The organism is Streptosporangium sp. H16 (genome assembly GCF_051918855.1).
In the GTDB taxonomy this organism is placed as follows: Bacteria; Actinomycetota; Actinomycetes; order Streptosporangiales; family Streptosporangiaceae; genus Streptosporangium.
Genome location: NZ_JBPXMD010000014.1, coordinates 148,695 through 169,049 on the forward strand (window position 1 = coordinate 148,695; position 20,355 = coordinate 169,049).

Here is a 20,355-nt window from a genome sequence, read left to right on the forward strand (position 1 = left end):
TCAAGGGTGATCGGCCGGAAGGAGGCGCGAGGATGGCCAGGAAGGCCCCGCGCGACGACGTCAACGAGGATGGCATCGAGGTCGGCCCGCCCAAGGAGTGGGCCGCCGGCATCCCGGGGGTGACCCGGTCGCTGGTGGCCGCGAACGCCCAGATGGGCGTCGGCCGCACCCTGCGCACCCTGGCCGTGGTCAACCAGAAGGAAGGCTTCGACTGCCCCGGCTGCGCCTGGCCCGAGGGCGGGCACCGCAGCCCGGCCGAGTTCTGCGAGAACGGCGCCAAGGCGGTGGCCGAGGAGGCCACCGTCCGCAGGGTCACCCGCGACTTCTTCGCCCGGCACACCGTGGACGACCTGGCCCGGCACACCGACTACTGGCTCGGCCAGCAGGGACGCCTCACCGAACCGATGCACCGGCCCGAGGGCTCCGACCACTACGTGCCGGTGAGCTGGGACGACGCGTTCGCCATCGTCGCCCGTGAGCTGCGCGCCCTCGACAGCCCCGACGAGGCGCTGTTCTACACCTCAGGCCGCACCTCCAACGAGGCCGCGTTCGCGTACCAGCTCCTGGTGCGCAGGTTCGGCACCAACAACCTGCCCGACTGCTCCAACATGTGCCACGAGTCCAGCGGCTCGGCGCTCAACGAGACGCTCGGCATCGGCAAGGGCACGGTCTCGCTGGAGGACCTGCACCGGGCCGACCTCGTCTTCGTGGTCGGCCAGAACCCCGGCACCAACCACCCCCGCATGCTGTCGGCGCTGGAGCGGGCCAAGCGCGACGGCGCCCGGATCGTCGCGGTCAACCCGCTGCCCGAGGCCGGGCTGCTCCGCTTCAAGAACCCGCAGAAGGCCTCCGGCCTGGTCGGCAAGGGCACCACGCTGGCCGACCGGTTCCTGCAGATCCGCCTCAACGGCGACCTCGCGCTCTTCCAGGCCATGTCGCTGCTCCTGCTCGAAGCCGAGGACGCCGCCCCCGGCACCGTGGTCGACCGCGACTTCGTCGAGGCCCACACCCACGGCTTCGACAAGTGGGCCGAGGACCTGCGCTCCCTGGACTGGGCGGAGGTCGAGGAGGCGACCGGCCTGGACCGCCCGGCCGTCGAGGACGCCGTACGGGAGGTGCTCGGCGCGAAGTCGGTCATCGTGTGCTGGGCGATGGGGCTCACCCAGCACAAGAACTCCGTCGCCACCATCAGGGAGGTCGTCAACTTCCTGCTGCTGCGCGGCAACGTGGGCCGCCCGGGGGCCGGGGTGTGCCCGGTCCGCGGCCACTCCAACGTCCAGGGCGACCGCACCATGGGCATCAACGAGAGGCCCCCGGCGTGGTTCCTCGACGCCCTGCGCGACGAGTTCGGCTTCGAGCCGCCCCGCGACCACGGTCTCGACACCGTGGAGGCGATCCGCGCGCTGCGGTCGGAGCGGGCGAAGGTCTTCGTCGCGATGGGCGGCAACTTCGTGGCCGCGACCCCCGACACGGCGGTGACCGAGGAGGCGATGCGCCGGGCCCGGCTCACGGTGCAGGTCTCGACCAAGCTCAACCGCTCCCACGCCGTGTGCGGGCGGGAGGCGCTCATCCTCCCCACCCTGGGACGCACCGAGCGCGACGTCGCGCCCGGCGACCGCGCGGGCCGCTTCGTCACGGTCGAGGACTCCATGGGCATGGTCCACGCCTCGCGGGGCAACCTGCCGCCCGCCTCCGGCGACCTGCTCTCCGAGGTGGACATCGTCCGCCGCCTGGCGACGGGGCTGTTCGGCGCCGACCCGCAGGTGCCCTGGGAGCGGTTCGCCGACTACGACGTGATCCGCCACCACATCTCCCGCGTGGTCCCCGGCTTCGAGGACTTCAACCTGCGCGCCCGCCTCTCGGGCGGTTTCACGCTGCCCAACGCGCCCCGCGACGAGCGCCGCTTCCCGACCGCGACGGGGAAGGCCAACTTCACCGTCAACCCCCTGGAGGTGCTGCGGGTCCCGCCGGGGCGGCTGCTGCTCCAGACGGTCCGCAGCCACGACCAGTACAACACCACGATCTACGGCATGGACGACCGCTACCGGGGCATCCGCAACGGCCGCCGGGTGGTCTTCGTGCACGCCGACGACCTGGCCGAGCGAGGTCTGGCCGACGGCGACATGGTGGACCTGGTCAGCGAGTGGCCCGACGGGGAGCGCACGGCGGAGTCCTTCCGCGCGGTCGCCTACCCGACCGCGCGCGGCTGCTGCGCCGCCTACTTCCCGGAGACCAACGTGCTGGTGCCGCTGGACTCGGTCGCGGAGACCTCCAACACGCCCACGTCCAAGAGCGTCGTGGTCAGGCTCGTCCGCCGCCCGGACACTTCGGTCCGGTTCCGCCAGCCGCCGGCCCGGCTGAGGTAAAAGATCTCCTCCCGCGCCGGAGGGCTGCCGTTGATCTTCAAGCGATACATGTCAAGAGGGCATTCGGACGTTTCAGGCACGGACCAGTGCCCCTTCAGCCCGATCTGAATGTGGTCCGGCCGCAGGTCGCCCCCCGGAACACCAGTTCGTCGAGGCCCCCTCGGTCCTCAAGCGCGGGTCCCAGGTCTGTCCGGACGATGTCGGCCAGGAAGTCGAACACCCTCAGCACGTTCGTCTTGCCCGCGCCGTTGGCCCCACCAGCACGTTGACCCGCCCCAACGGCAGCGACACCTTCCGCAGGCTCCGGAAGTTCTCCACTTCCAACTCGACCAACCGCCCGGCCATCAGCCCCACCTCTTTCCGCCTGTGCCCGCGAGAGGCGTCCGGCGAGCCGCTTTTCGAGCCTCACGGGATCATCTTGCCTGTCCCCCGCGTCCAGTGCTCCGAACTGCGAACGGAGTATTCGATCACCCGGCGAGCCGGTACTCGCAAGGGGTGGGGCGTGAGGTGTTGTGCGCGGAGAAACTATCGGTGGCTTGCGCGGAATTAATGTCAGGGACTTTCGATGAGTGCCCGGCGAAACAACAAGAGCGTCCGTTCTGTGTAGGTCTTGCCAAATCCTAGGGCGTTGACCTGCACAGGGCGCAGTACACCCGGACGGCGGCGGCCGGGCCGTTCAGAATCACCCCGCCTCCGTGCCGTGCTCGTACTGCCGCCAGCGCGCGGCGAGCTGGACCCGGCTGGTGCAGCCGGTCTTGTCCAGGACCCGGCTGAAGTGCTTCTTGATGGTGTCGACTCCGACGAACAGCCGGTCGGCGATCCGCTGGTTGGTCAGACCCTGGGCGGCGAGCCGGGCAACCTCCCACTCCCGGGGCGTCAGCCGCCAGTTGGCGCGGGAGGCCGTCCGCTCGCGGTGCCGGGTGAACTGCTCGACGGCCAGCGGGGCGAGGTGGCGCCGCAGGGCCCGCAGCACCGCCAGGTCGCGGGCGGGCACCTGCGGGGTGTTGCGCAGCGCCATGCCGATGTAGAGCACGCCGGCCGGTCCGCCGTCGATCACCATGCCGGCCTTGCCGGTGATCCCGTATGGCCTCAGGAACCGCTCGGCGTACTCCCGGTCCGGCGCCACCTCGTCCAGAGTGGCCACGCCGGCGGTCGTCAGCGTCCGGCGGGCCCGCTCGGTGCGGAACGGGTCGGCCGCCGCCCAGCGGTCGGCGTATTCGGCCAGGAAGCGTGAAGAATAACCGCCATGGACACCGCAGCCGCTGTCCATGGCCTCGCGCAGGGTGCCGCCGTACAGGACCGCGATCCCGGCGTAGCCGAACCAGCTCTGCAGGGCCCGTGCCAGCCGTTCCTGGAACGCGCGCAGGTCCGTCACGCGGTCGACCGTCTCCAGCACGCCGACCAGGCGCCGGTAGTCGGCCACCGTCATCGGTTCGACGGCCGGCAACGGGCAGGGAACGGGAAGCGGTCCCTTGAGTGCGTCTGCCATGAGTCAATCTTCCACTTTCGGGCCATACCGCGGTAGCGGCGGCGGGGGCATCGTGATCGCAGCGCCTCGGCACCCGGCCGGAGGCGAACCGAGAAGAGATTGACAATGAGCACTGTCCTGAGCCCCCGCCGGTGGTTGATCACCGGTGCCAGTAGCGGCCTCGGAGCCGCCTTCGCCCGGGCCGCACTCGCGGCCGGCGACGTGGTGGTCGCCGCGGTCCGCCGGCCACAGGCCATGGCAACAACGGCCGCCGAGCATCCGGACCAGGTGGAGGTCGTCAAGCTGGATGTGCGCGACGCCGTCGCCTGCCGGCACGCGGTCGAGGCCGCCGGCCGCGTCGACGTGCTGGTCAACAACGCCGGTTACGGGATCGTCGGCGCGATCGAGGAGACCACGGAGGAGGAGGTCCGTGACGCGTTCGAGGTGATGTTCCACGCCCCGCTGCGGCTGACCCGGCTGGTGCTGCCGCAGATGCGCGAGCGGCGCAGCGGGACGATCATCCAGGTCAGCAGCATGGGCGGCCTGCTGTCCTTCGCCGGTGTCGGGGCCTACTGCGCGGCCAAGGGGGCGTTGGAGCAGGCCAGCGAGGCGCTCGCGGCCGAGGTCGGGCCGCTGGGGATCAACGTCGTCATCGTCGAGCCCGGCGCCTTCCGGACCGGGTTCGCCGGATCAGCGCTGCGCCTGAGCGCGCCGATGCCCGGTTATGAGGACACGGCGGGCCCGACCCGGGTCGCGTTGACGGCCTCTGACGGCAACCAGCCCGGAGACCCGGACAAGGCCGCCCGTGCGGTCCTGGCCGTGCTCGACCTGCCGGAGCCTCCGCTGCGGCTGGCGCTGGGAGAGGACGCGATCTCCGCCATCCGAGCGAAGCTCGCCGCGGTGGCCGCGGATCTGGACGCTACGGCCCATCTCGGCCACCACACCGCTGTGGTCGGCAAGATGGACTGAACAATGGCGAAAGCCGGCATCGCCGTTGATATCGTCGGCGCCGCGGGGATCGCGCCGTACGGCGACGACCAGGCGTGCCGGTGGATCGCCATCAGGCACGCCGTCGACCACATCCACCTCGTCGCGACCCTCACCCGCCAAGACGGCAGGAAACCTAACCTGCGCAACAACTGGTTCGCGATGCGCGTCGCCTGCTGCCGCGCCGAGGTCCGATACGGGCTACGCCGTACGCAGCGTTACCGCCCGTCGATAACGTCCGGCGTCGCTGACAACAAGTCCGCGCGCAACATGAGGTTCGGCAACGCCTGTCGATCGCCGGAAGTGGCGATCTCAGCCGATGTCGAACCTGCCGGTCTTCACGCCGCCGAGGAACGTGCCCCACCCGGCGGGGCTGAAGAGGAGCTTCGGGCCTTCGGGGTCCTTGGAGTCGCGCACGGCGACCAGGTCGGGGTGGCCGGTGGTGTCTCCGAGCTTCGCGACCTCGACGCAGTCGCCGCCGTTGTCTCCGGAGAAGCTTGATTTGATCCACGTGACGTTGTTCAGGTCCACTTTTCCTCTACCGCCCTTTGGATGAGCTCGATGGACATGCTTAGCGGCAGCGCTTCGGTCCGGATGGCCTCAAAACGCTCCACGGCCGCCGTAACGTCTTCCTGATCGCTCGTGGTGAGACCGCGCACAGCCGTCTCCGCATACAGTACGTCGCCTCCTCCGTCCAGCGTCGCGATTACGAACCCGCCCATCAGGCCGGAATGCATCCCGTGGGGTATCACCTGAACGCTCAGGCGTGGATTGACCACCGAAATCAGGTGCTCTAACTGCTCTTTCATTATCTTGTGGCTACCGATCGGGCGATGGAGAACTCCCTCGTCGACCACGCATCGGTAGGTCGGTGGTGAAGGATTCTCGCGGAAGAGGATGGCCTGGCGGTGCAGGCGGGCCTCCACCGCCGCCTCGTCTCCACGTAGCACCACGCGGGCATATGCCTCGGTCTGAAGCAGACCGGGAACCACCAGAGGTTGATAGGTCCTGAGAGTGGCCGCGACCTGCTCCTTGTCATGCCACTTCCCGAACCAGGGAGGGAAGGACCGCCCTTTCCTCCAGTCGAGCAGCCGGGACAGCGCGCCACCGGTTTCAAGGGCCTCGTCGCAGGTCTCGGCGAACTCCGGGCTGGCCGGGAGTTGTCCCGTCTCCACCCCGCTGATCAGGGACTCGCTGAAGTGGATCCGCTCGGCCAGCTGGCCCTGGGTGAGGCCCGCCGCCTTCCGGTAGTGGCGCAGCTCCCTGCCCCAGATCGCCTGAGGCGTATAGAGATTGGAGATGATGCCCTCCTTGTCGGAGTTCAACAAAAGGCCGGTGAACTCCAGCCCGTAGGTTTCGTAACCATTCGACTACCAAGAGTGGTGGCGTCTGGGCACGCTGAACATACGAAATCCGAGGCGGAGAGAGAAAACATGGAAGAGGCACTCAAGGCGAGCGCGGCGCTGACCGAATATCGCTACACGATGAATCCCGGCCTTTCCCCGCTGGGGGAGAAGTGGATACCGCGCGAACCGAGAAGTGTCGCGTCCGCCCGCCGGTTCGTGCGCGACGTCGCCACCGACTGGAAGGCGGCGGGGGACATCCCGGAAATCGCCGAACTCCTGGCCTCGGAACTCGTCACCAACGCGCTGGCGTACGGATCGCCGGACGTTCCCGCCGCGAGCCCCGTCCGCGTCACGGTCGGCAGGGAGAGGGAGTTGCTGACCGTGGACGTCCACGACGCCTGCATCGCGATCCCGCGCCTGAGGCGGGTAGGCGACCTGGAGATCTCCGGCCGCGGTCTCGCCATCGTCCAGGACCTCTCCCACAACTGGGGCTGGACCCTCAACCCCTACGGCAAGTCGGTATGGTTCCAACTGGCGGCATGGCCGTAGGAGGGGAGGGGGTCCTCCGGTTCCGTGCACGCCGTCGGGCGGGCTGATGGAGCCCTCGGCTGCCCGAGCCGTGGATCACGGCCGTGAGCCGTCGATCGCCGATCGGCCGGTCCCGGTGTCGATGCCGCCGACGATCAGGTCGGTGAGCGCGGCGACCGCGTCGGCGACGGTTGCCCGCCCCCGGTTCAGCTCCGCGGCGATCGCCTCGGCCGCGCCCAGCGCGCCGACACAGCGCAGCCGAAGGGCTTCCGGCGTGAGGTCGGAGTACGGCAGCAGTGCCGCGGCCATCAGGTCCGTGAAGCTGTCGAACATCTCGCGCTCGATCACTTCCATTTCCGGATTTCCCTTCAGTGCGGCGGAAACGGCGTTCCACTCCGGCATGTCGGTGGAGCACGCGAAGTACGCGGTGCTCAGGACGCGGGCTGTCTCGCCGAGGATGGGCTCGGCCTCCCGCAACGCCTGTGCCGACGCGGTCCGGTGTCGTTCGTCGAGTCGCTGGTAGAGCGCGAGCAGCAGGCCGGGGCGGGTGCCGAAGTGGTCGTAGACGATCGGCCTGCTCACTCCGGCGGCCTCCGCGAGGGTGAGCAGGGTGAGGCCGTCGGCGCCCTGGGCGCGCACGATCCTCAGGGCGGTGTCGAGCAACTGCTCCCGCCTGGCCTGTCTGGACAGGCGCGTCGATGCCGTGGCCATTGCGCTCCCTTGCGTTGCCGCCCAGCCTAGGCTACAAAGTGTAGGTTACAAAATGTAAGTTAATGGGAACGCGAGAGGAGAACGCGATGGAGCACTCGAAATCGGTACTGATCATGGGTGGTTCCGGTCAGGCGGGCGCGGGGACCGCGGCCATCCTGCGCCGGTGGTATCCGACGCTGCCGCTCACGATCGCGGGCCGCGATCTGGAGCGCGCGCGGCGTGTCGCCGACGAACTCGGCGACGCGACAGCGGTGACCATCGATCTGCGCCGCGACGACCTCGGCCTCCCCGCAGGCCATGAACACTCGGCGGTCGTCGCGGCACTGTGGGACAGCCATCTGAACGGACTGCGCTACGCCCAGGACCGCGGCCTGCCGTACCTCAGCCTCTCCAGCGGCCTGACGGACATCGCCCCCGAGGTCGTCGCGGGCGGGCAGCGGGCCGGCGCCGCCCCGATCCTGCTGGCCAGCCACTGGTACGCCGGTCTCGTCGTCCTCGCGACACTGCACCTCGCCAGGGAGTTCGGCCGGATCGACACCATCCGGGCCGGCGCCGTACTGGACGAGCCGGACATCGGCGGGCCCGCGGCTGCGGCGGACATGGAACGCCTGACAGCCTCCACCTCGGCGGGGCTTGTCCGCCGCGACGGCGTCTTCAGCTGGGTCGACGGTCCCGAAGCGCGGGTGGAGGTCACCGGAGCCGACGGCGCCGTCCTGCCCGGCCAGATCATGGCCACCCTCGACGTTCCGAGTCTCGCCATCGCGACGGGCGCACCGAACGTCCGCTTCGCGTTCGCGGCCGGTGAGTCCGCCGAGAACAGGCGCCGAGGCGAGCCCGCCTCCAGCGTGGTCGGGATCGATCTCGAAGGAGAGGATCGCAGGGGCGCACCGCTCAGGAGGAGACGCCACCTTCGCCACCCGGAGGGGCAGCGCGACCTGACCGCGCTCGCCGTCGCCCTCGGTGTCGAACGACTGCTCGGCCTGCGCGGCGAAGCCGTGGCGCCGGGCCTTCACACTCCCGAGGCGTTGATCGACCCCGCCTACGCGGTCGAGCGGATGATGGAGATCGGTGCCACGTTCGCCGAAGCTCCGGGTGATCGATGAACAGCCCCGCGTGTCCCGCCTTATCGGGGGCAGGGCAATGGGGGAGCCCCTCCATCGGCACCGATGGAGGGGCTCCGTGTCAGGGAATCAGCCCGGCGGGAAGTTGCCGTTCTTGGCGACTGGCAGGGCCAGCTGGCTGGCGCCGCTGAGGACGGCCCGCTCGGCCGGGAGACCGGCGAGGACGGGGTTGATGTGCCGCAGGGTGAGCGAGACCGTGGGCAGGGCCGGGGTGACCAGGTCGAACTTCTCCAGGTCGATCCACCGGACGATTTTGAGCACCTCGTCCGGGATGATGTCGCCGGCCTTCTGCACCGGGACGCACAGCTGGCGGGCGGTGAGGACCTGCGCGCCGTGCGTGGGGATGATCGGGCTCAGGACGGGGTTGAGCTGGCGCAGGGACAACTGCTGGTTCAGCGGGTTGTTGGGGGTGATGCCGTAGCACTTGAGGTCGATGTGGCGGACGAGCGACAGCACCTCCGCGGGCGGGACCGCGTTGTTCTTGATGACCGGCACGCACAGCTGCTGCGGGGTGTTCAGGGAGATCTGCGTACGTGGCAGGCTCTGGAACAGCGGGTTGAGGTGGCTGAGCACGAGGCCCGCGTTCACGGTGGTGCCGGAGATCTTGTAGCAGGCCAGGTCGATGTACCTGATGAAGTCGAGCGCGGGTGACGGCGGTATCTGGTTGTTCTTGGCGACCGGGACGCACAGCTGCTGACGCTCGCCGAGGGTTACGGTCTCGATCGGCAGGGTGCTGAGCACGGGGTTGATGTGCCGCAGTTTGAGCGTGGTGGCGGGCGGCTGGTACGGGCTGGTCTTGAAGCATTCGAGGTCGAGGAAGGCGGTCAGATCCTTCGGTGTCGGCAGCGCGAGGGCGCTGGCGGGCGGCACGCAGAGGAATGCGACGGCGAGCATGGCGACGACGGCGGATGTGAGGCGCCGGAGCATCGTTTTTCTACGCCCGTGAATTCGGGTTACGGCTCGGTCCATCGTGGCTCCAAAATCTGAGGGGTGGATCTTCGTAACGCCGAGTGTGTGCCGCCGCGACCAGACTTTCAATATCTCTGACACTTTTTGTTGCGCGTAAAATTCGGGCCGACGGGCCGGGGATTTATCATCAGGTATAAAAGCGTTATCGGCTCGCCGGTAATCGGAACGCGGCGGCTTTGTTGAGGCTCCGTCAACCTGATTTCCCGGGTCGCGAGAAATGCGTATGGGATGGGTTGACCCGAGAGCCGGATCGCGGTAAAGCGGTGGTCGGCCAGGTTCCGGCGCCCTGGCCGGAGGGCCTCATCCCGCCGTGATGCCGCCGCCGAACAGCCGAAGTCGAGAGGGAGCGGCCCGGGGCTCTCATTTCCGGAATGAAATCCTTTTCAAGGAGGTTCGCGGGCCGAACAGTCCGAACGCCGTCATTTCTTCCTCGAACGAAACCAAGATTTACGTCAGGTTCGAACTTCGGGACGGCGTGCCGGAGCCTTTTCAACCGTGAGACCGGATATGGCAGGGGATCCGCGGATCGATTCCGGCATCATGTCCATTGTTCAGGACTTCCCGGGGAGTGCGAATCGTTCGACCTGGGAAAGAGGAGACCTCCGGCTCCCCGCCCTCGCGTTCCTCGGCCCGGCGAAGGGGTGTCAGGGCAGGCCGACGGGCGGGAAGATCTGCTCGGCCCGGTCGCGCTTGGTGAGCAGGTCCCAGTACTGCTCGGCCAGTTCGGCGGGGTCGACGGTGGGATTGCCGCCCAGTGCCGGGTCGGCCTGCGAGGCGAGCCGGTGTCCGAGGCTGCCCTCCACCCAGGCGGCCACCGTGACGGTGCCCGCGTAGACGCCCTTGCCGGCGAGTTCGGCGTTGAGCGAGTGGATCCAGTTGCGGGCCGCGGCCATGACCGGGCCGACCCCGCTCATGCCGGGGGCGGCGAGCACGGCGGACAACCCCTGGCCGAGCAGAATGCCGCCGTCCCCGCGCTCGATCATCTGTGGCAGGACCGCGTGGGCGATCTCGACGGGTGTGTACAGATAGAGGTCGACGATGGCGCGCAGGGCGTCGGCGGTCAACTCGGCGGCGGGGACGAACGGCGCGCTCGCCCCGATGGGCGCGTACTCGACCACGTCTATCCGCCCGAACCTTCCCATGATCGCGTCGATCAGCGCGGGGACGGCGGCCGGGTCCGACAGGTCGGCCGTGAACGGTGCGGCGTCGATGCTTTCTTCGGCGAGCGCGGAGACCAGCGCGTCGAGAGGTTGCCTGCGGCGGGCCACGAGCGCCACGGCGTAGCCCTCGCGGCCGAAGCGGCGGGCGACGGCCGTTCCGAGGCCGCTGCCCGCACCGAAGATCGCGATTGTCCTGGACATGAGGTACTCCTCGAAGTGAATGGTGAGGCGGCCGGGCGATCCGGCGGGCCTCGTGGTGGGCCGCCCGCGCGATCACGGATTTCTCGTGCGGCGGGATGAGGTCGTTCGTCGTCGGGGGGGATTCTGGGGCAGGACCCGCGGGCCGAGGTCGAGCAGGTGGCCCAGGACGTCCTCCGGAAGCCTTGAGGGGCTGTGACCTCCAATTCCTCTCATCAGTGCGGTAGCGACATGATGCGTTAGAATCGGAACCCCTACAAAAGGCACACAGGTGTTCGTACCGAACGTGAAGGTGTGAAATGAGCGATGCCCGCCTTGCCCGTCCGGCCGCGGGCCCCTGTGCTCTGTGGCCCGACGACACCGACTTCATCCGGGAGGTCCTCGAGCGCGCCGGCGACAAGTGGAGCACGCTTGTCATCGCGACCCTCCAGGACGGCCCGCGGCGTTACACCGACCTCTACCGCTCCGTTCCCGGCATCTCCCAGCGGATGCTCACCCTCACGCTCCGCCACCTGCGGCGTGACGGCCTCGTCGAGCGCACGTCCTATCCGGAGGTCCCGCCGCGGGTCGAATACGCTCTCACCCCTTTGGGAGCCACCCTGCTGGACACCGTGCTCGCCCTGGCCGCGTGGGCCGTGGACCACCACCTGGAGATCCGCGAGAACCGGGCTCGCTTCGACACCCTCACCCGGTAGGACGGCGGGCAGGGCTGAGGAGGCCGGCCGGGCCGGAGGCGCCGGCGGCGATTGGCGCCGCGACTGTGACGCCTCGTCGCCCGGCCGGCATGCGGAAGCGGAACGCCGTACCGGGCTCACATGTGCGTGTGCAGGTTTGTTGCAGCTTTCACTCTCTCCATTGACGCCTTTTGACGGCCGACGCTATGGTTCAAATGACCGGAAAGCGCTTTCCGTACCGATCTATGTGGATTCGTGTGCCCTCTACCCGGTTCAGGAGAGGCGGCACCGGTGCCGGCCTCTGCCCCCCGCCGGTGGCCGCCGGTACCGGTCCCCGGGTGCCGGCGTGATCCCGGAACAAGCCCGATGCGCGGGCCCCGCGCGGCAGCAGGCCTCCGGCATCGATCGCACGAAGAAGAACGCATTCGGTATCCGACGACGAAAGTGAGACAAGGATGAGACGAGCAGTCGCGTTGCGACTCCAGGCGGCCCTGGCCGCGGCGGTCACCGCGGCCGCGGTCGGTGTGGCCGTGCCGGCGATCCAGGCGTCGGCGGCGGTCGGCAGCGCCACCGGTTACGCGACCGCCAACGGCGGGACCACCGGCGGCGCGGGCGGGCAGACGGTGCGGGCCACCACGGGGACCGCGATCCACGCGGCGCTGTGCGGCCGGGCCAGCGCCGGCACCCCGATCACCATCGAGGTCGAGGGGACCATCAACCACGGCAACACCGCCAAGGTGTCGGGCGAGAGCTGCAACACCGCCGCCGGTGTGATCGAACTCAAGCAGATCAGCAACGTCACGATCATCGGGGTCGGCAACGGCGCCGTCTTCGACCAGCTGGGCATCCACATCCGCGACTCCAGCAACATCATCATCCAGAACGTGACCGTCAGGAACGTCAAGAAGTCGGGCTCGCCCACCTCCAACGGCGGCGACGCCATCGGCATGGAGAGCACCGTTCGCAACGTCTGGGTCGACCACGTCACCCTGGAGGCCTCGGGCGGCGAGTCGGAGGGGTTCGACGGCCTCTTCGACATGAAGGACAACGTCCAGTACGTGACCCTGTCCTACAGCACCCTGCGCAACTCCGGCCGCGGCGGGCTCATCGGGTCCAGTGAGAGCGACCGCTCGAACGGCTTCATCACCTTCCACCACAACCTGTACGAGAACATCGACTCCCGTACGCCCCTGCTGCGTGGCGGCATAGCCCACATCTACAACAACTCCTACACAAACCTCCACGAGTCGGGCATCAACTCCCGGGCCGGGGCCCGCGCCAAGGTGGAGAACAACTACTTCAAGGACTCCAAGGACGTCCTGGGCACCTTCTACACCAGCGAGGCCGGCTACTGGCAGGTCGCCGGCAACATCTTCGACAACGTGACCTGGTCCGCCCCCGGCAGCGACAACGCCCCCGCCGGCCCCAACCCGCAGTCCAACACCACCGTCAGCGTCCCGTACTCCTACAGCCTCGACGGGGCGAGCTGCGTGCCGGACATCGTCCGCCAGACGGCGGGCGCCAACAAGGGGATGCGGGTGTCGAACGGCAGCTGCTCACCGCAGACGCCGACGCCGACCCCGACGGTGACGCCCACGGTGACGCCGACCCCCACGCCCACCCCCACGCCGACGATCACCCCTTCACCCGGCGGGCCCAACCTCAGCATCGGGGCCGGTTCCGACGGCTCCAGCAAGGCCGACGGGACGAGCTACGGCAATGTGCGCGACGGCAACCTGAGCACCTACTGGTCGCCGGCCGGCTCGACCGGTGACATCTCGATCAAGTGGAGCTCCGCCAGGACGGTCTCCAGGGTCGTCATCCGTGAGGCGTCAGGCTCCGCGGGCGTCATCGGCTCCTGGCAGCTCGTCAACGCAGGTAACGGCGCCGTGCTGAAGTCCGGCAGCGGGGCGGGCGCCATCACCTTCACCCCGACCTCGCTGAGCAAGATCACCTTCAGGATCGCCGGCTCGACCGGCACGCCGAGGGTCGCCGAGTTCGAGACCTACGCCGGGTAGTGGGCCGAGTTCCACCACCGATCACCGGTGACGGGGGCGGGGGCCATCGGACGAAGGCCCCCGCCCCCTTCGGGCATGGACGGTCGAGGGCCCGAAGGGGCCGCGTCCAGCGGCGGCGGGCTGCTTCGGCCGGTGTGGCGTCGCGTTGGGTCGACGGTTGTCACTTCCCGGCCATGCCGGGTTCCCCGCTGATGGACTCCTGGTAGATGTCCGCGTAGGTGCGCGAGTCCTTGATCAGGTCGTCGCAGAAGGCGGCGACGTCGTTGCCGATGAGTTCCAGGACTCCCTTGCCGGCCGCGACGCCCTCCTCGAAGAAATCGATGATCCCTGAGAGCAGGGACCCGTCAGGCAGGTCGACCGGGCCGACCTTGAAGAGGTACCTCTGAATCTCCTTGTAGACGATCTGGTAGTCCGGCGGGAGCGCCTTGACCCGCGCCACGTGCGCCCGCCACTGCCTCTTGCCCTCGATGATGTCCTGGATGCCCACGTCAGCCTCCCAGCCGGTCCAATTTCCTTGCGACGTTCCTGTTCAGCTGCTCGCGCCACCGGTCGCGATGGCTCCGACCGCCTTCTCCGCCGGCCAGCGCCGCGCAGAAGCCCCCGATGTCGTCACCCAGCACCTCGTGAACGCTCTGCCCGTCGGCCGCCGTCTCTTCGAGCAGTCCCAGAACACCGTCGAGAATCGGCATCAGGTTTCGACCGGTGAAGTCCGAGTAGGGAGAAAGGTGACCCTTGATCTCTCCCCACGCCGCCCGGTGACCGGCGGGCAACGCCTCGGCCCGAGCTTCGAGCGCCTTCCATTCCCTGGTGAGATCGCTGCCGGTGATGGTCTCCCAGAAGTTCATCTCCCGCCCTCCTTGAGCTTGTCGATCCGTGAGGTGACGTACTCCCATTTCGCCCAGAACGTCGCGAGTTCTTCGCGCCCCGCGTCGTTGAGCGCGTAGAACTTGCGTGGCGGGCCCAGCCCGGACGGTCGTTTCGTCACCTGGACGAGCCTGTTCTTCTCCAGGCGCAGCAGGATGGTGTAAACCGTCCCCTCGACGACGTCGGCGAAGCCGAGTTCGTTCAGTCGGCGCGTGATGGCGTACCCGTAGGTCTCCTCGTTGCCGATGATTTCAAGCACGCAGCCCTCAAGCGTGCCCTTCAGCATCTCCGTCAGGTCGTCCATCGCGGGTCCTCTTCGGTCTCCCGGTACTTGGTGGTACCGAGTACCACTATACAGTATCACAGAGTAGTAGACCGGTGCCCGGCGAGCGGCGAGCACAGGCTGCGGAAGCGATTCGAACCATCGGCGTGGCCGGCCGGCGCGGTCATCTCGTGGGCCGGTGTGCCCGTCTCACCTCGCGGTCGATCGCCCAGGCGTCCGCCACCGGGCCCACGTGCCCGAGCTTGTCGGGATTGATCACCGAGCGGATCGTCTGGATCCGCCCGTCGAGTACGTCGAGCGCCAGGGTGTGGAGCACCCTGCCGTCCCGGTCGCGGAAGATCGCGCCCGGCTCGCCGTTGACCTCGTGCGGCTCGAACGTCACGTCGACCCGGGCCAGCCGGGGGAAGACGGAGGCGAGCAGCCGGGCCACGTTCTCGGCGCCGACGACGGCCCTGGCCAGCTGCGGGGCCTTGCCGCCGCCGTCGCCGACCATCGACACGTCGGCGGCGAGCAGGTCCCGCAGGCCGGCGACGTCGCCTTCGCGGAGGGCGTCGAAGAAGCGCGACGCCAGCTCCTCCCGCTCCTCGCGGACCGCTTCGAAGCGTGGCCGCCCAGCCTCCATGTGGCGCCGCGCCCGCACCAGCAGCTGCCGGCACGCCGCCTCCGACCGTCCCACCGCCGAGGCGACCTCGTCGAATCCGAAGCCGAACACCTCCCGCAGCACGAAGACCGCCCGCTCCAGCGGGCTGAGCCGCTCCAGCAGCAGCAACGCCGCCATCGACACCGAGTCGGCCAGCTCCGCCGACCGCGCCGGATCCTCGTAGGGGTCGCCGAGCAGCGGCTCGGGCAACCACGGCCCCACGTACTCCTCCCGCCGCACCCGCGCCGAGCGCAGCACGTCGATCGAGACCCGGGTCACCGTGGCCGCGAGGAAGGCCCTGGCCGACCTGGGGCGCGCCGGGGAGCCGTCAAAGCGCAGCCACGTCTCCTGCACCGCGTCCTCGGCCTCGCCGACACTGCCCAGAATCCGGTAGGCGATCGAGAACAGCAGCGGCCGCAGCTCCTCGAACTCCTCGACCTTGCTCACGTCCGGTCCCCGCCCCTCGAACCTCTCGCCCGGCCGTACTCACCGGCGCGCGCATCTTCTGGTGATCGTCCAGGCCGCCGGCGGGCCGGAGCAACGCCCCGAGCCCGGGGGCTCGGGGCCCGCAGCCGGACCCCGAGCCGGTCGCCGACGCCGTTCAGTGGAACTGCCCGGGCTCGTAGTCACCGGCCGGCTGCCGGGTGATGATGTTCAGCCGGTTCGCCGTGTTCATGAAGGAGACCAGGATCACCAGGGCGGCGAGCTGCTCGTTGTCGTAGTGCTTGGCGGCATGCGCCCACACCTCGTCGCCGACCCCCCCGGCCGCGTCCGCGACCCGGGTCCCCTCCTCCGCCAGCTCCAGCGCGGCACGCTCGGCCTCGGTGAAGACCGTGGCCTCGCGCCACGCCGCGACCAGGTTCAGCCGCACCGGGGACTCGCCGGCGGCGACGGCCTCCTTGGTGTGCATGTCGAGGCAGACGGCGCAACCGTTGATCTGACTCACGCGAAGCGCCACCAGCTCCTGCGTGGCGGCCGGCAGCGGCGACTCCTTGAGCGCCTTGCCCGCCGCCATGAAGTGCTTGAGGATCTTGCCGGCGGTCGGGTCGGTGAAGTAGTTCAGTCTCGCGTCCATGGTGTGCCCCTCCGTTGTCGTTGACGGCTACACCCTCTGAGACGAGGCGGCCCGGCTCCCTGTGACACCGGCGAACGTGACCTGCGTCTCCCGGCCGCCGGGCGTCGTCATCGGCGCGGCTCCCAGCGGAAGATCCGGGAGGCCAGCACGACGGCGACGACGACCCAGCCCAGCGTGGGTGCCAGGAGGATCAGGGAGTCCGTGACGGGAACACCGCCGTTCCAGGCGTTGACGGCCAGTTCGGTGGCCGAGCCGCCGGGAAGCAGCCGTTTGAGCAGGGTGAGGTCCTCGGTGCCGGTGATTCCCACCCAGCTGGCCACGGCGATGGCGCCGAGGCTGACGGGCAGCGTGGTCACCTGGGCGTGCTCGGGGGAGTTCGTCACTCCCGCCGTGGCCAGTCCCAGGCCGAGCATCATGATCAGCATTGACAGGACAGCCGCCGCCAGGAGGAGGACGTTGTCCGGCCCGCTCGCGACCATGGCCAGGACGGTCATGATCGCGACCACCTGGACCAGCGAGATGACGGTGATCGGCAGGAGCAGCCCGGAGAGGATGCCGGTGTCGCCGGCCGCGGTGGAACGCAGCCGCTTGAGGAAGAGGTTCTGCCGGCGTGAGGCCAGGGTGGTCACCGCAGTGGTGTAGAGCCCGAACGCCCCCACGGTGAACATCATTATCGCCGCGATGTACCCGAGGCTGCCCAGGGCCGCGAAGACCTCGTGCCGGTAGATGAAGAACCCGCTGACGGCCACGGGCATGATGAGACTGGTGACCAGAACCAGCCGGTTGCGGAAGATCTGGACCAGCTCGCTGAGAGCGATCGAGAGCATGGCGAAGCTCCTTTCCTGGAAGGTTCGGGGTGGCTAGTCGCTGCCGATGGCGCGGAAGACGTCGTCGAGCCGGGTCGGCCCGGCCTGGAGTCCCCGCAGCTCCACCGAGTGGTCCTGCGCCCAGCGGAGCAGGGTGTGCAGGTCCTTCTGCAGGCCGAAGGTCTCGATGAGGAACGTGCCGTCGCTGTCGCGGGTGGCCTGCAGCGGCGGTGCGGGGGCGGGGACGGGCAGGGAGAAGCGGATGGCGGCGGGCATGGTCTGCGTCAGTTCGGAGACGGTCCCCTCCCGGTGGAGGATGCCTTTGTGCATGAGGCCGATGCGGTCGGCGTGCTGCTGTGCCTCTTCCAGGTAGTGCGTGGTGAGAACGATGGTGGAGCCGTCTTCGCGCAGCTTGCCCACGGTGTCCCACAGATCGTCCCGGGACTGGATGTCCAACCCGGTGGTGGGCTCGTCCAGGAAGATCAGCTCAGGCGTTCCGTACACGGCGGTGGCGAAGTCCAGACGTCGCTTCTCGCCGCCGGAGAGCTGGGACACCTTGGTGCCGGCCTTGCGGGTGAGATTCACGATGCCGAGCACGCGTTCGACCGTGTCCGCGCGCCGGGTGAGGTTTCCGATCAGCCGAACCGATTCCCTCACCGTCAGGTCCGGGGAGAATCCGCTCTCCTGCAGCATGATGCCCATCCTGGGCCGCACCGCCCGCCGGTCGCGGGGGCTCTCCCCGAAGACCCGCACGGTGCCCGAGGTGGCCCTGCGGTGACCTTCGACGGTCTCCAGGGTCGAGGTCTTCCCCGCCCCGTTCGTGCCGAGCAGCGCGTAGAGCTCCCCTCGCCGTACCTGGAAGGACAGGTCCTTCACGGCGTGGAAGTCGTTGTAGGTGATGTTCAGACGTTCAACGTCGATGACCGGTGTCGAGGACATGTCGTCGATCTCAGCAGCCGCCGCGCTCACCGGGCAGTGCGGCCACGTCATGACCTCGCCATGACATTCCTGGGGCTGACATATGACGCAGCGTCACTGGTGTCGTCACGGGGCCGGAAGAATACTGGGCGGACTCAGTCGTTCGATCCCGGAGGGCCACCCATGGACACCAGGCCCCCGCGCATGCCGCTGACCGGGAGAACGACCGTCCTTCTCCCGGTCTGCGCGGCGTTCCTCCCGCACCGCCTCGGTGCCGGCCCCTTTCCCGACGGCACGGAGTCGTGGCCGCAGGAGGACCGGTGGCCGAGGTGGACGGCCGAGACACTCACCGCGGCGAGCGCTCCGGCGGTTCCGGTGCCCGGCCCGACGACTCGGCGACCGGGTGAGGGCCGGTGAGGCCGGTACGGGCGGCACACACGGGGTCCGAGCACGCCGAGGCGTCGCGGGATCGGCTGCGCAGGCTCAATCTCGTCATGTTCCTCCCGCTGCTCGCCGCCGTAGGGGCGCTGCTGGTGGCGAGGGATGCCGAGACCTGGTGGCAGGCCGTCGTCCTGGGCCTGGGCGTGGTCGCGGCCCTGGTGGCCTTCGTGTGGTGGGCGGCGCGCGACATCTCCCGCGTCGCGCTTCCCTGCCTGATCATCACCGCGGCCGTGTGGCTCCTCGGCGTGCTGGTGATGGACAGCCGCACGTCGTTCTACGGCCTTTCGGTCGTGGGCTCCCTCACCGTTCCCCAGCTACCGCGCCACCGAGGCGCGGCGGCCCTGGGGCTGACCGCCTACGTCGCCGCCGTAGGCGCGGCGAGGCTGTTGATCACACAGGAGGACGTCTCCGGCGTTCTGATCGGGTACGTCATCGTTCCCGCGGGCGTCACAGCGGTGCTGACCGGCTTCATGTTCCCCAACCAGAGGTTCTACGGCCTCGTCGCGGAGCTGGAGGAGGCACGAGAACGTGCGGCGGAGCTGGCCGTCGTCCGGGAGCGCATGCGTTTCGCCAGTGATCTGCACGACATCCAGGGCCACACGCTCCATGTGGTGAAGCTGAAGATCGCGCTGGCCCAGAGGCTGGTGCACAGCGACCCCGAACGGGTGGAGCAGGAACTACGCGAGGTGCATGCCCTGGTCAGCGACACCATCACCCAGACCAAGCAGCTCGCCTACGCACAGCGACGGCTCAACCTGTCCGCGGAGCTGGAGAACGCGAAGAACCTCTTCGAGGCCGCGGGCATCCACGTGCGCGTCGACCGTGAGGCCGAGGTCGACGCGCACGTGGGCGAGCTGCTCGGCCAGGTCCTGCGGGAGACGACGACCAACATCCTGCGGCACGCGCAGGCAGGGCAGGTGCGCATCACCTTGTCGGAGTCGGGCATCACCATCGTCAACGACGGCGCGCCAGAGGCTCCGCTCCCCGAACTGCGGGGGCTCGCCACGCTCAGGGAACGAGTGGTGGGCAACGGAGGCGAGCTGACGGTGGAGCAGAAGGACGGGCGTTTCCTGACGGCTGCGGCATTCCCGCACGGCCGTTCGGGCGCCGCTCTCTGAAACGGGGAAAGGACGACCGATGACCACCGTGGTGCTCGCCGACGACGAGGCACTCCTTCGCAAGGCGCTGGCGGCGTTGCTCCCGCTCGAGGGCGAGATCACCGTGCTCGCCGAAGCGGAGGAGGGCGGGGCGGCCGTCCAGGCCACGCTGCGACATCGGCCCGATGTGCTCGTCATCGATCTGGAGATGCCCGGTGTGGACGGGCTCGATGCCGTCGCGGAGATCCGCCGTGCGCTGCCGGAGCAGGTGATCCTCATGCTGACCCGCCACGCCAGGCCCGGCGTGCTGCGCAAGGCGCTGAAGCTCGGCGTCCAGGGCTTCGTCAGCAAGTCCGCGGAACCGGCGCACATCGTCTCCGTCATCAAGACCCTGCACGAGGGCAGGCGATGGATCGACCCGGACGTCTCCGCCCGCGCCGTCGTCGACGACTGCCCGCTCACCGACCGCGAGCTCGACGTGCTGCGAGTGACCGGCGAAGGCTACTCGGTCGCCGACATCGCCACCCGGCTCCACCTGGCGGAAGGCACGGTGCGCAACTACCTCTCCAACGCGATGCAGAAGACCCAGACCCGGACCCGGCACGAGGCGGCGCGGTACGCGCGTGAACACGACTGGCTGTGAGCGAGGCCGAACAGGCCACCGAACCGACGGCCGGGGCCCCTC

21 protein-coding genes are annotated in these 20,355 nt (G+C 69.0%); 8 read left to right on the plus strand and 13 right to left on the minus strand.

All coding sequences use genetic code 11. The annotated features are described in order from the left end of the window. Positions 1-32 precede the first annotated feature (32 nt). Positions 33-2,366, plus strand: coding sequence for an FdhF/YdeP family oxidoreductase (locus ACTOQ2_RS23795; protein WP_440102280.1), 2,334 nt, complete (start codon positions 33-35; stop codon positions 2,364-2,366). 682 nt (positions 2,367-3,048) lie between these two features. Here ACTOQ2_RS23795 and ACTOQ2_RS23800 read toward each other — a convergent pair. Then, positions 3,049-3,855: a response regulator transcription factor gene (locus ACTOQ2_RS23800; protein WP_440102281.1), complete on the minus strand. Its 807-nt coding sequence runs from the start codon at positions 3,853-3,855 to the stop codon at positions 3,049-3,051. 105 nt (positions 3,856-3,960) lie between these two features. On the opposite strand from ACTOQ2_RS23800, the gene ACTOQ2_RS23805 reads away from it, so the two are divergent. Beyond that, entirely contained in the window at positions 3,961-4,803 is an 843-nt protein-coding gene (locus tag ACTOQ2_RS23805; RefSeq protein ID WP_440102283.1) for an SDR family NAD(P)-dependent oxidoreductase, read from the plus strand. A 330-nt stretch (positions 4,804-5,133) separates the two neighbouring features. Here ACTOQ2_RS23805 and ACTOQ2_RS23810 read toward each other — a convergent pair whose 3' ends face one another. Further along, positions 5,134-5,352 (minus strand): DUF397 domain-containing protein, encoded by a 219-nt coding sequence (locus ACTOQ2_RS23810; RefSeq protein WP_440102285.1) that lies wholly within the window; start codon positions 5,350-5,352, stop codon positions 5,134-5,136. Then, complete coding sequence (locus ACTOQ2_RS23815) at positions 5,343-6,146, minus strand: helix-turn-helix domain-containing protein (protein WP_440102287.1); 804 nt, start codon at positions 6,144-6,146, stop codon at positions 5,343-5,345. The genes ACTOQ2_RS23810 and ACTOQ2_RS23815 overlap by 10 nt, the downstream gene beginning before the upstream one ends. 108 nt (positions 6,147-6,254) lie before the next feature. Here ACTOQ2_RS23815 and ACTOQ2_RS23820 point away from each other — a divergent pair, with 108 nt between their 5' ends. Then, entirely contained in the window at positions 6,255-6,716 is a 462-nt protein-coding gene (locus tag ACTOQ2_RS23820; protein ID WP_440102289.1) for an ATP-binding protein, read from the plus strand. Positions 6,717-6,791: 75 nt separating this feature from the next. Here ACTOQ2_RS23820 and ACTOQ2_RS23825 read toward each other — a convergent pair whose 3' ends face one another. Then, positions 6,792-7,406, minus strand: a complete 615-nt coding sequence (locus tag ACTOQ2_RS23825) for a TetR/AcrR family transcriptional regulator (RefSeq protein ID WP_440102290.1) — start codon at positions 7,404-7,406, stop codon at positions 6,792-6,794. 86 nt (positions 7,407-7,492) lie between these two features. Between ACTOQ2_RS23825 and ACTOQ2_RS23830 the strand changes: the two genes are divergently transcribed. Beyond that, positions 7,493-8,509 carry a hypothetical protein gene (locus tag ACTOQ2_RS23830; protein WP_440102291.1) on the plus strand — a complete coding sequence of 339 codons (1,017 nt, stop codon included), beginning with the start codon at positions 7,493-7,495 and terminating at the stop codon, positions 8,507-8,509. Positions 8,510-8,596: 87 nt separating this feature from the next. Here ACTOQ2_RS23830 and ACTOQ2_RS23835 read toward each other — a convergent pair whose 3' ends face one another. Next, positions 8,597-9,421, minus strand: coding sequence for a hypothetical protein (locus ACTOQ2_RS23835; RefSeq protein WP_440102293.1), 825 nt, complete (start codon positions 9,419-9,421; stop codon positions 8,597-8,599). Between the two features lie 719 nt (positions 9,422-10,140). Next, the gene (locus ACTOQ2_RS23840) at positions 10,141-10,857 is read right to left on the minus strand and encodes an SDR family NAD(P)-dependent oxidoreductase (RefSeq protein ID WP_440102294.1); all 717 of its coding nucleotides are present in this window, start codon (positions 10,855-10,857) and stop codon (positions 10,141-10,143) included. 296 nt (positions 10,858-11,153) lie between these two features. Between ACTOQ2_RS23840 and ACTOQ2_RS23845 the strand changes: the two genes are divergently transcribed. After that, positions 11,154-11,549: a winged helix-turn-helix transcriptional regulator gene (locus ACTOQ2_RS23845; protein WP_440074177.1), complete on the plus strand. Its 396-nt coding sequence runs from the start codon at positions 11,154-11,156 to the stop codon at positions 11,547-11,549. 434 nt (positions 11,550-11,983) lie between these two features. Beyond that, positions 11,984-13,546 (plus strand): pectate lyase family protein, encoded by a 1,563-nt coding sequence (locus ACTOQ2_RS23850; protein ID WP_440102295.1) that lies wholly within the window; start codon positions 11,984-11,986, stop codon positions 13,544-13,546. Positions 13,547-13,706: 160 nt separating this feature from the next. Here ACTOQ2_RS23850 and ACTOQ2_RS23855 read toward each other — a convergent pair whose 3' ends face one another. The 7 genes from ACTOQ2_RS23855 to ACTOQ2_RS23885 form a co-directional block, all read right to left on the minus strand. After that, complete coding sequence (locus ACTOQ2_RS23855) at positions 13,707-14,033, minus strand: DUF1048 domain-containing protein (protein WP_440074180.1); 327 nt, start codon at positions 14,031-14,033, stop codon at positions 13,707-13,709. A 1-nt stretch (position 14,034) separates the two neighbouring features. After that, positions 14,035-14,391: a DUF1048 domain-containing protein gene (locus tag ACTOQ2_RS23860; RefSeq protein WP_440074181.1), complete on the minus strand. Its 357-nt coding sequence runs from the start codon at positions 14,389-14,391 to the stop codon at positions 14,035-14,037. Next, complete coding sequence (locus ACTOQ2_RS23865; protein WP_440074183.1) at positions 14,388-14,714, minus strand: PadR family transcriptional regulator; 327 nt, start codon at positions 14,712-14,714, stop codon at positions 14,388-14,390. The genes ACTOQ2_RS23860 and ACTOQ2_RS23865 overlap by 4 nt, the downstream gene beginning before the upstream one ends. A gap of 142 nt (positions 14,715-14,856) precedes the next feature. Beyond that, positions 14,857-15,780 (minus strand): RNA polymerase sigma-70 factor, encoded by a 924-nt coding sequence (locus ACTOQ2_RS23870; RefSeq protein WP_440102297.1) that lies wholly within the window; start codon positions 15,778-15,780, stop codon positions 14,857-14,859. A 154-nt stretch (positions 15,781-15,934) separates the two neighbouring features. Beyond that, positions 15,935-16,408, minus strand: a complete 474-nt coding sequence (locus ACTOQ2_RS23875; RefSeq protein WP_440074187.1) for a carboxymuconolactone decarboxylase family protein — start codon at positions 16,406-16,408, stop codon at positions 15,935-15,937. 107 nt (positions 16,409-16,515) lie between these two features. Then, a complete protein-coding gene (locus tag ACTOQ2_RS23880; protein ID WP_440102299.1) occupies positions 16,516-17,235 on the minus strand; it encodes an ABC transporter permease in 720 nt (239 codons plus the stop codon). A gap of 33 nt (positions 17,236-17,268) precedes the next feature. After that, positions 17,269-18,153: an ABC transporter ATP-binding protein gene (locus ACTOQ2_RS23885; protein ID WP_440102382.1), complete on the minus strand. Its 885-nt coding sequence runs from the start codon at positions 18,151-18,153 to the stop codon at positions 17,269-17,271. 473 nt (positions 18,154-18,626) lie between these two features. Between ACTOQ2_RS23885 and ACTOQ2_RS23890 the strand changes: the two genes are divergently transcribed. Both ACTOQ2_RS23890 and ACTOQ2_RS23895 read left to right on the plus strand, forming a co-directional pair. Then, a complete protein-coding gene (locus tag ACTOQ2_RS23890; protein ID WP_440102384.1) occupies positions 18,627-19,691 on the plus strand; it encodes a sensor histidine kinase in 1,065 nt (354 codons plus the stop codon). 19 nt (positions 19,692-19,710) lie between these two features. Beyond that, a complete protein-coding gene (locus ACTOQ2_RS23895) occupies positions 19,711-20,313 on the plus strand; it encodes a response regulator transcription factor (RefSeq protein ID WP_362694354.1) in 603 nt (200 codons plus the stop codon). Positions 20,314-20,355 lie beyond the last annotated feature (42 nt).

Bases quoted from the DNA above. Each gene is read 5' to 3' on its own strand.
- ACTOQ2_RS23830 (WP_440102291.1), top strand. From the start codon at position 7,493: ATGGAGCACTCGAAATCGGTACTGATCATGGGTGGTTCCGGTCAGGCG.
- ACTOQ2_RS23865 (WP_440074183.1), bottom strand. From the start codon at position 14,714: ATGGACGACCTGACGGAGATGCTGAAGGGCACGCTTGAGGGCTGCGTG.
- ACTOQ2_RS23885 (WP_440102382.1), bottom strand. From the start codon at position 18,153: ATGTCCTCGACACCGGTCATCGACGTTGAACGTCTGAACATCACCTAC.
- ACTOQ2_RS23845 (WP_440074177.1), top strand. From the start codon at position 11,154: ATGAGCGATGCCCGCCTTGCCCGTCCGGCCGCGGGCCCCTGTGCTCTG.
- ACTOQ2_RS23795 (WP_440102280.1), top strand. From the start codon at position 33: ATGGCCAGGAAGGCCCCGCGCGACGACGTCAACGAGGATGGCATCGAG.
- ACTOQ2_RS23840 (WP_440102294.1), bottom strand. From the start codon at position 10,857: ATGTCCAGGACAATCGCGATCTTCGGTGCGGGCAGCGGCCTCGGAACG.
- ACTOQ2_RS23800 (WP_440102281.1), bottom strand. From the start codon at position 3,855: ATGGCAGACGCACTCAAGGGACCGCTTCCCGTTCCCTGCCCGTTGCCG.
- ACTOQ2_RS23890 (WP_440102384.1), top strand. From the start codon at position 18,627: ATGTTCCTCCCGCTGCTCGCCGCCGTAGGGGCGCTGCTGGTGGCGAGG.
- ACTOQ2_RS23895 (WP_362694354.1), top strand. From the start codon at position 19,711: ATGACCACCGTGGTGCTCGCCGACGACGAGGCACTCCTTCGCAAGGCG.
- ACTOQ2_RS23860 (WP_440074181.1), bottom strand. From the start codon at position 14,391: ATGAACTTCTGGGAGACCATCACCGGCAGCGATCTCACCAGGGAATGG.
- ACTOQ2_RS23820 (WP_440102289.1), top strand. From the start codon at position 6,255: ATGGAAGAGGCACTCAAGGCGAGCGCGGCGCTGACCGAATATCGCTAC.
- ACTOQ2_RS23825 (WP_440102290.1), bottom strand. From the start codon at position 7,406: ATGGCCACGGCATCGACGCGCCTGTCCAGACAGGCCAGGCGGGAGCAG.
- ACTOQ2_RS23850 (WP_440102295.1), top strand. From the start codon at position 11,984: ATGAGACGAGCAGTCGCGTTGCGACTCCAGGCGGCCCTGGCCGCGGCG.
- ACTOQ2_RS23805 (WP_440102283.1), top strand. From the start codon at position 3,961: ATGAGCACTGTCCTGAGCCCCCGCCGGTGGTTGATCACCGGTGCCAGT.
- ACTOQ2_RS23835 (WP_440102293.1), bottom strand. From the start codon at position 9,421: ATGCTCGCCGTCGCATTCCTCTGCGTGCCGCCCGCCAGCGCCCTCGCG.
- ACTOQ2_RS23880 (WP_440102299.1), bottom strand. From the start codon at position 17,235: ATGCTCTCGATCGCTCTCAGCGAGCTGGTCCAGATCTTCCGCAACCGG.
- ACTOQ2_RS23875 (WP_440074187.1), bottom strand. From the start codon at position 16,408: ATGGACGCGAGACTGAACTACTTCACCGACCCGACCGCCGGCAAGATC.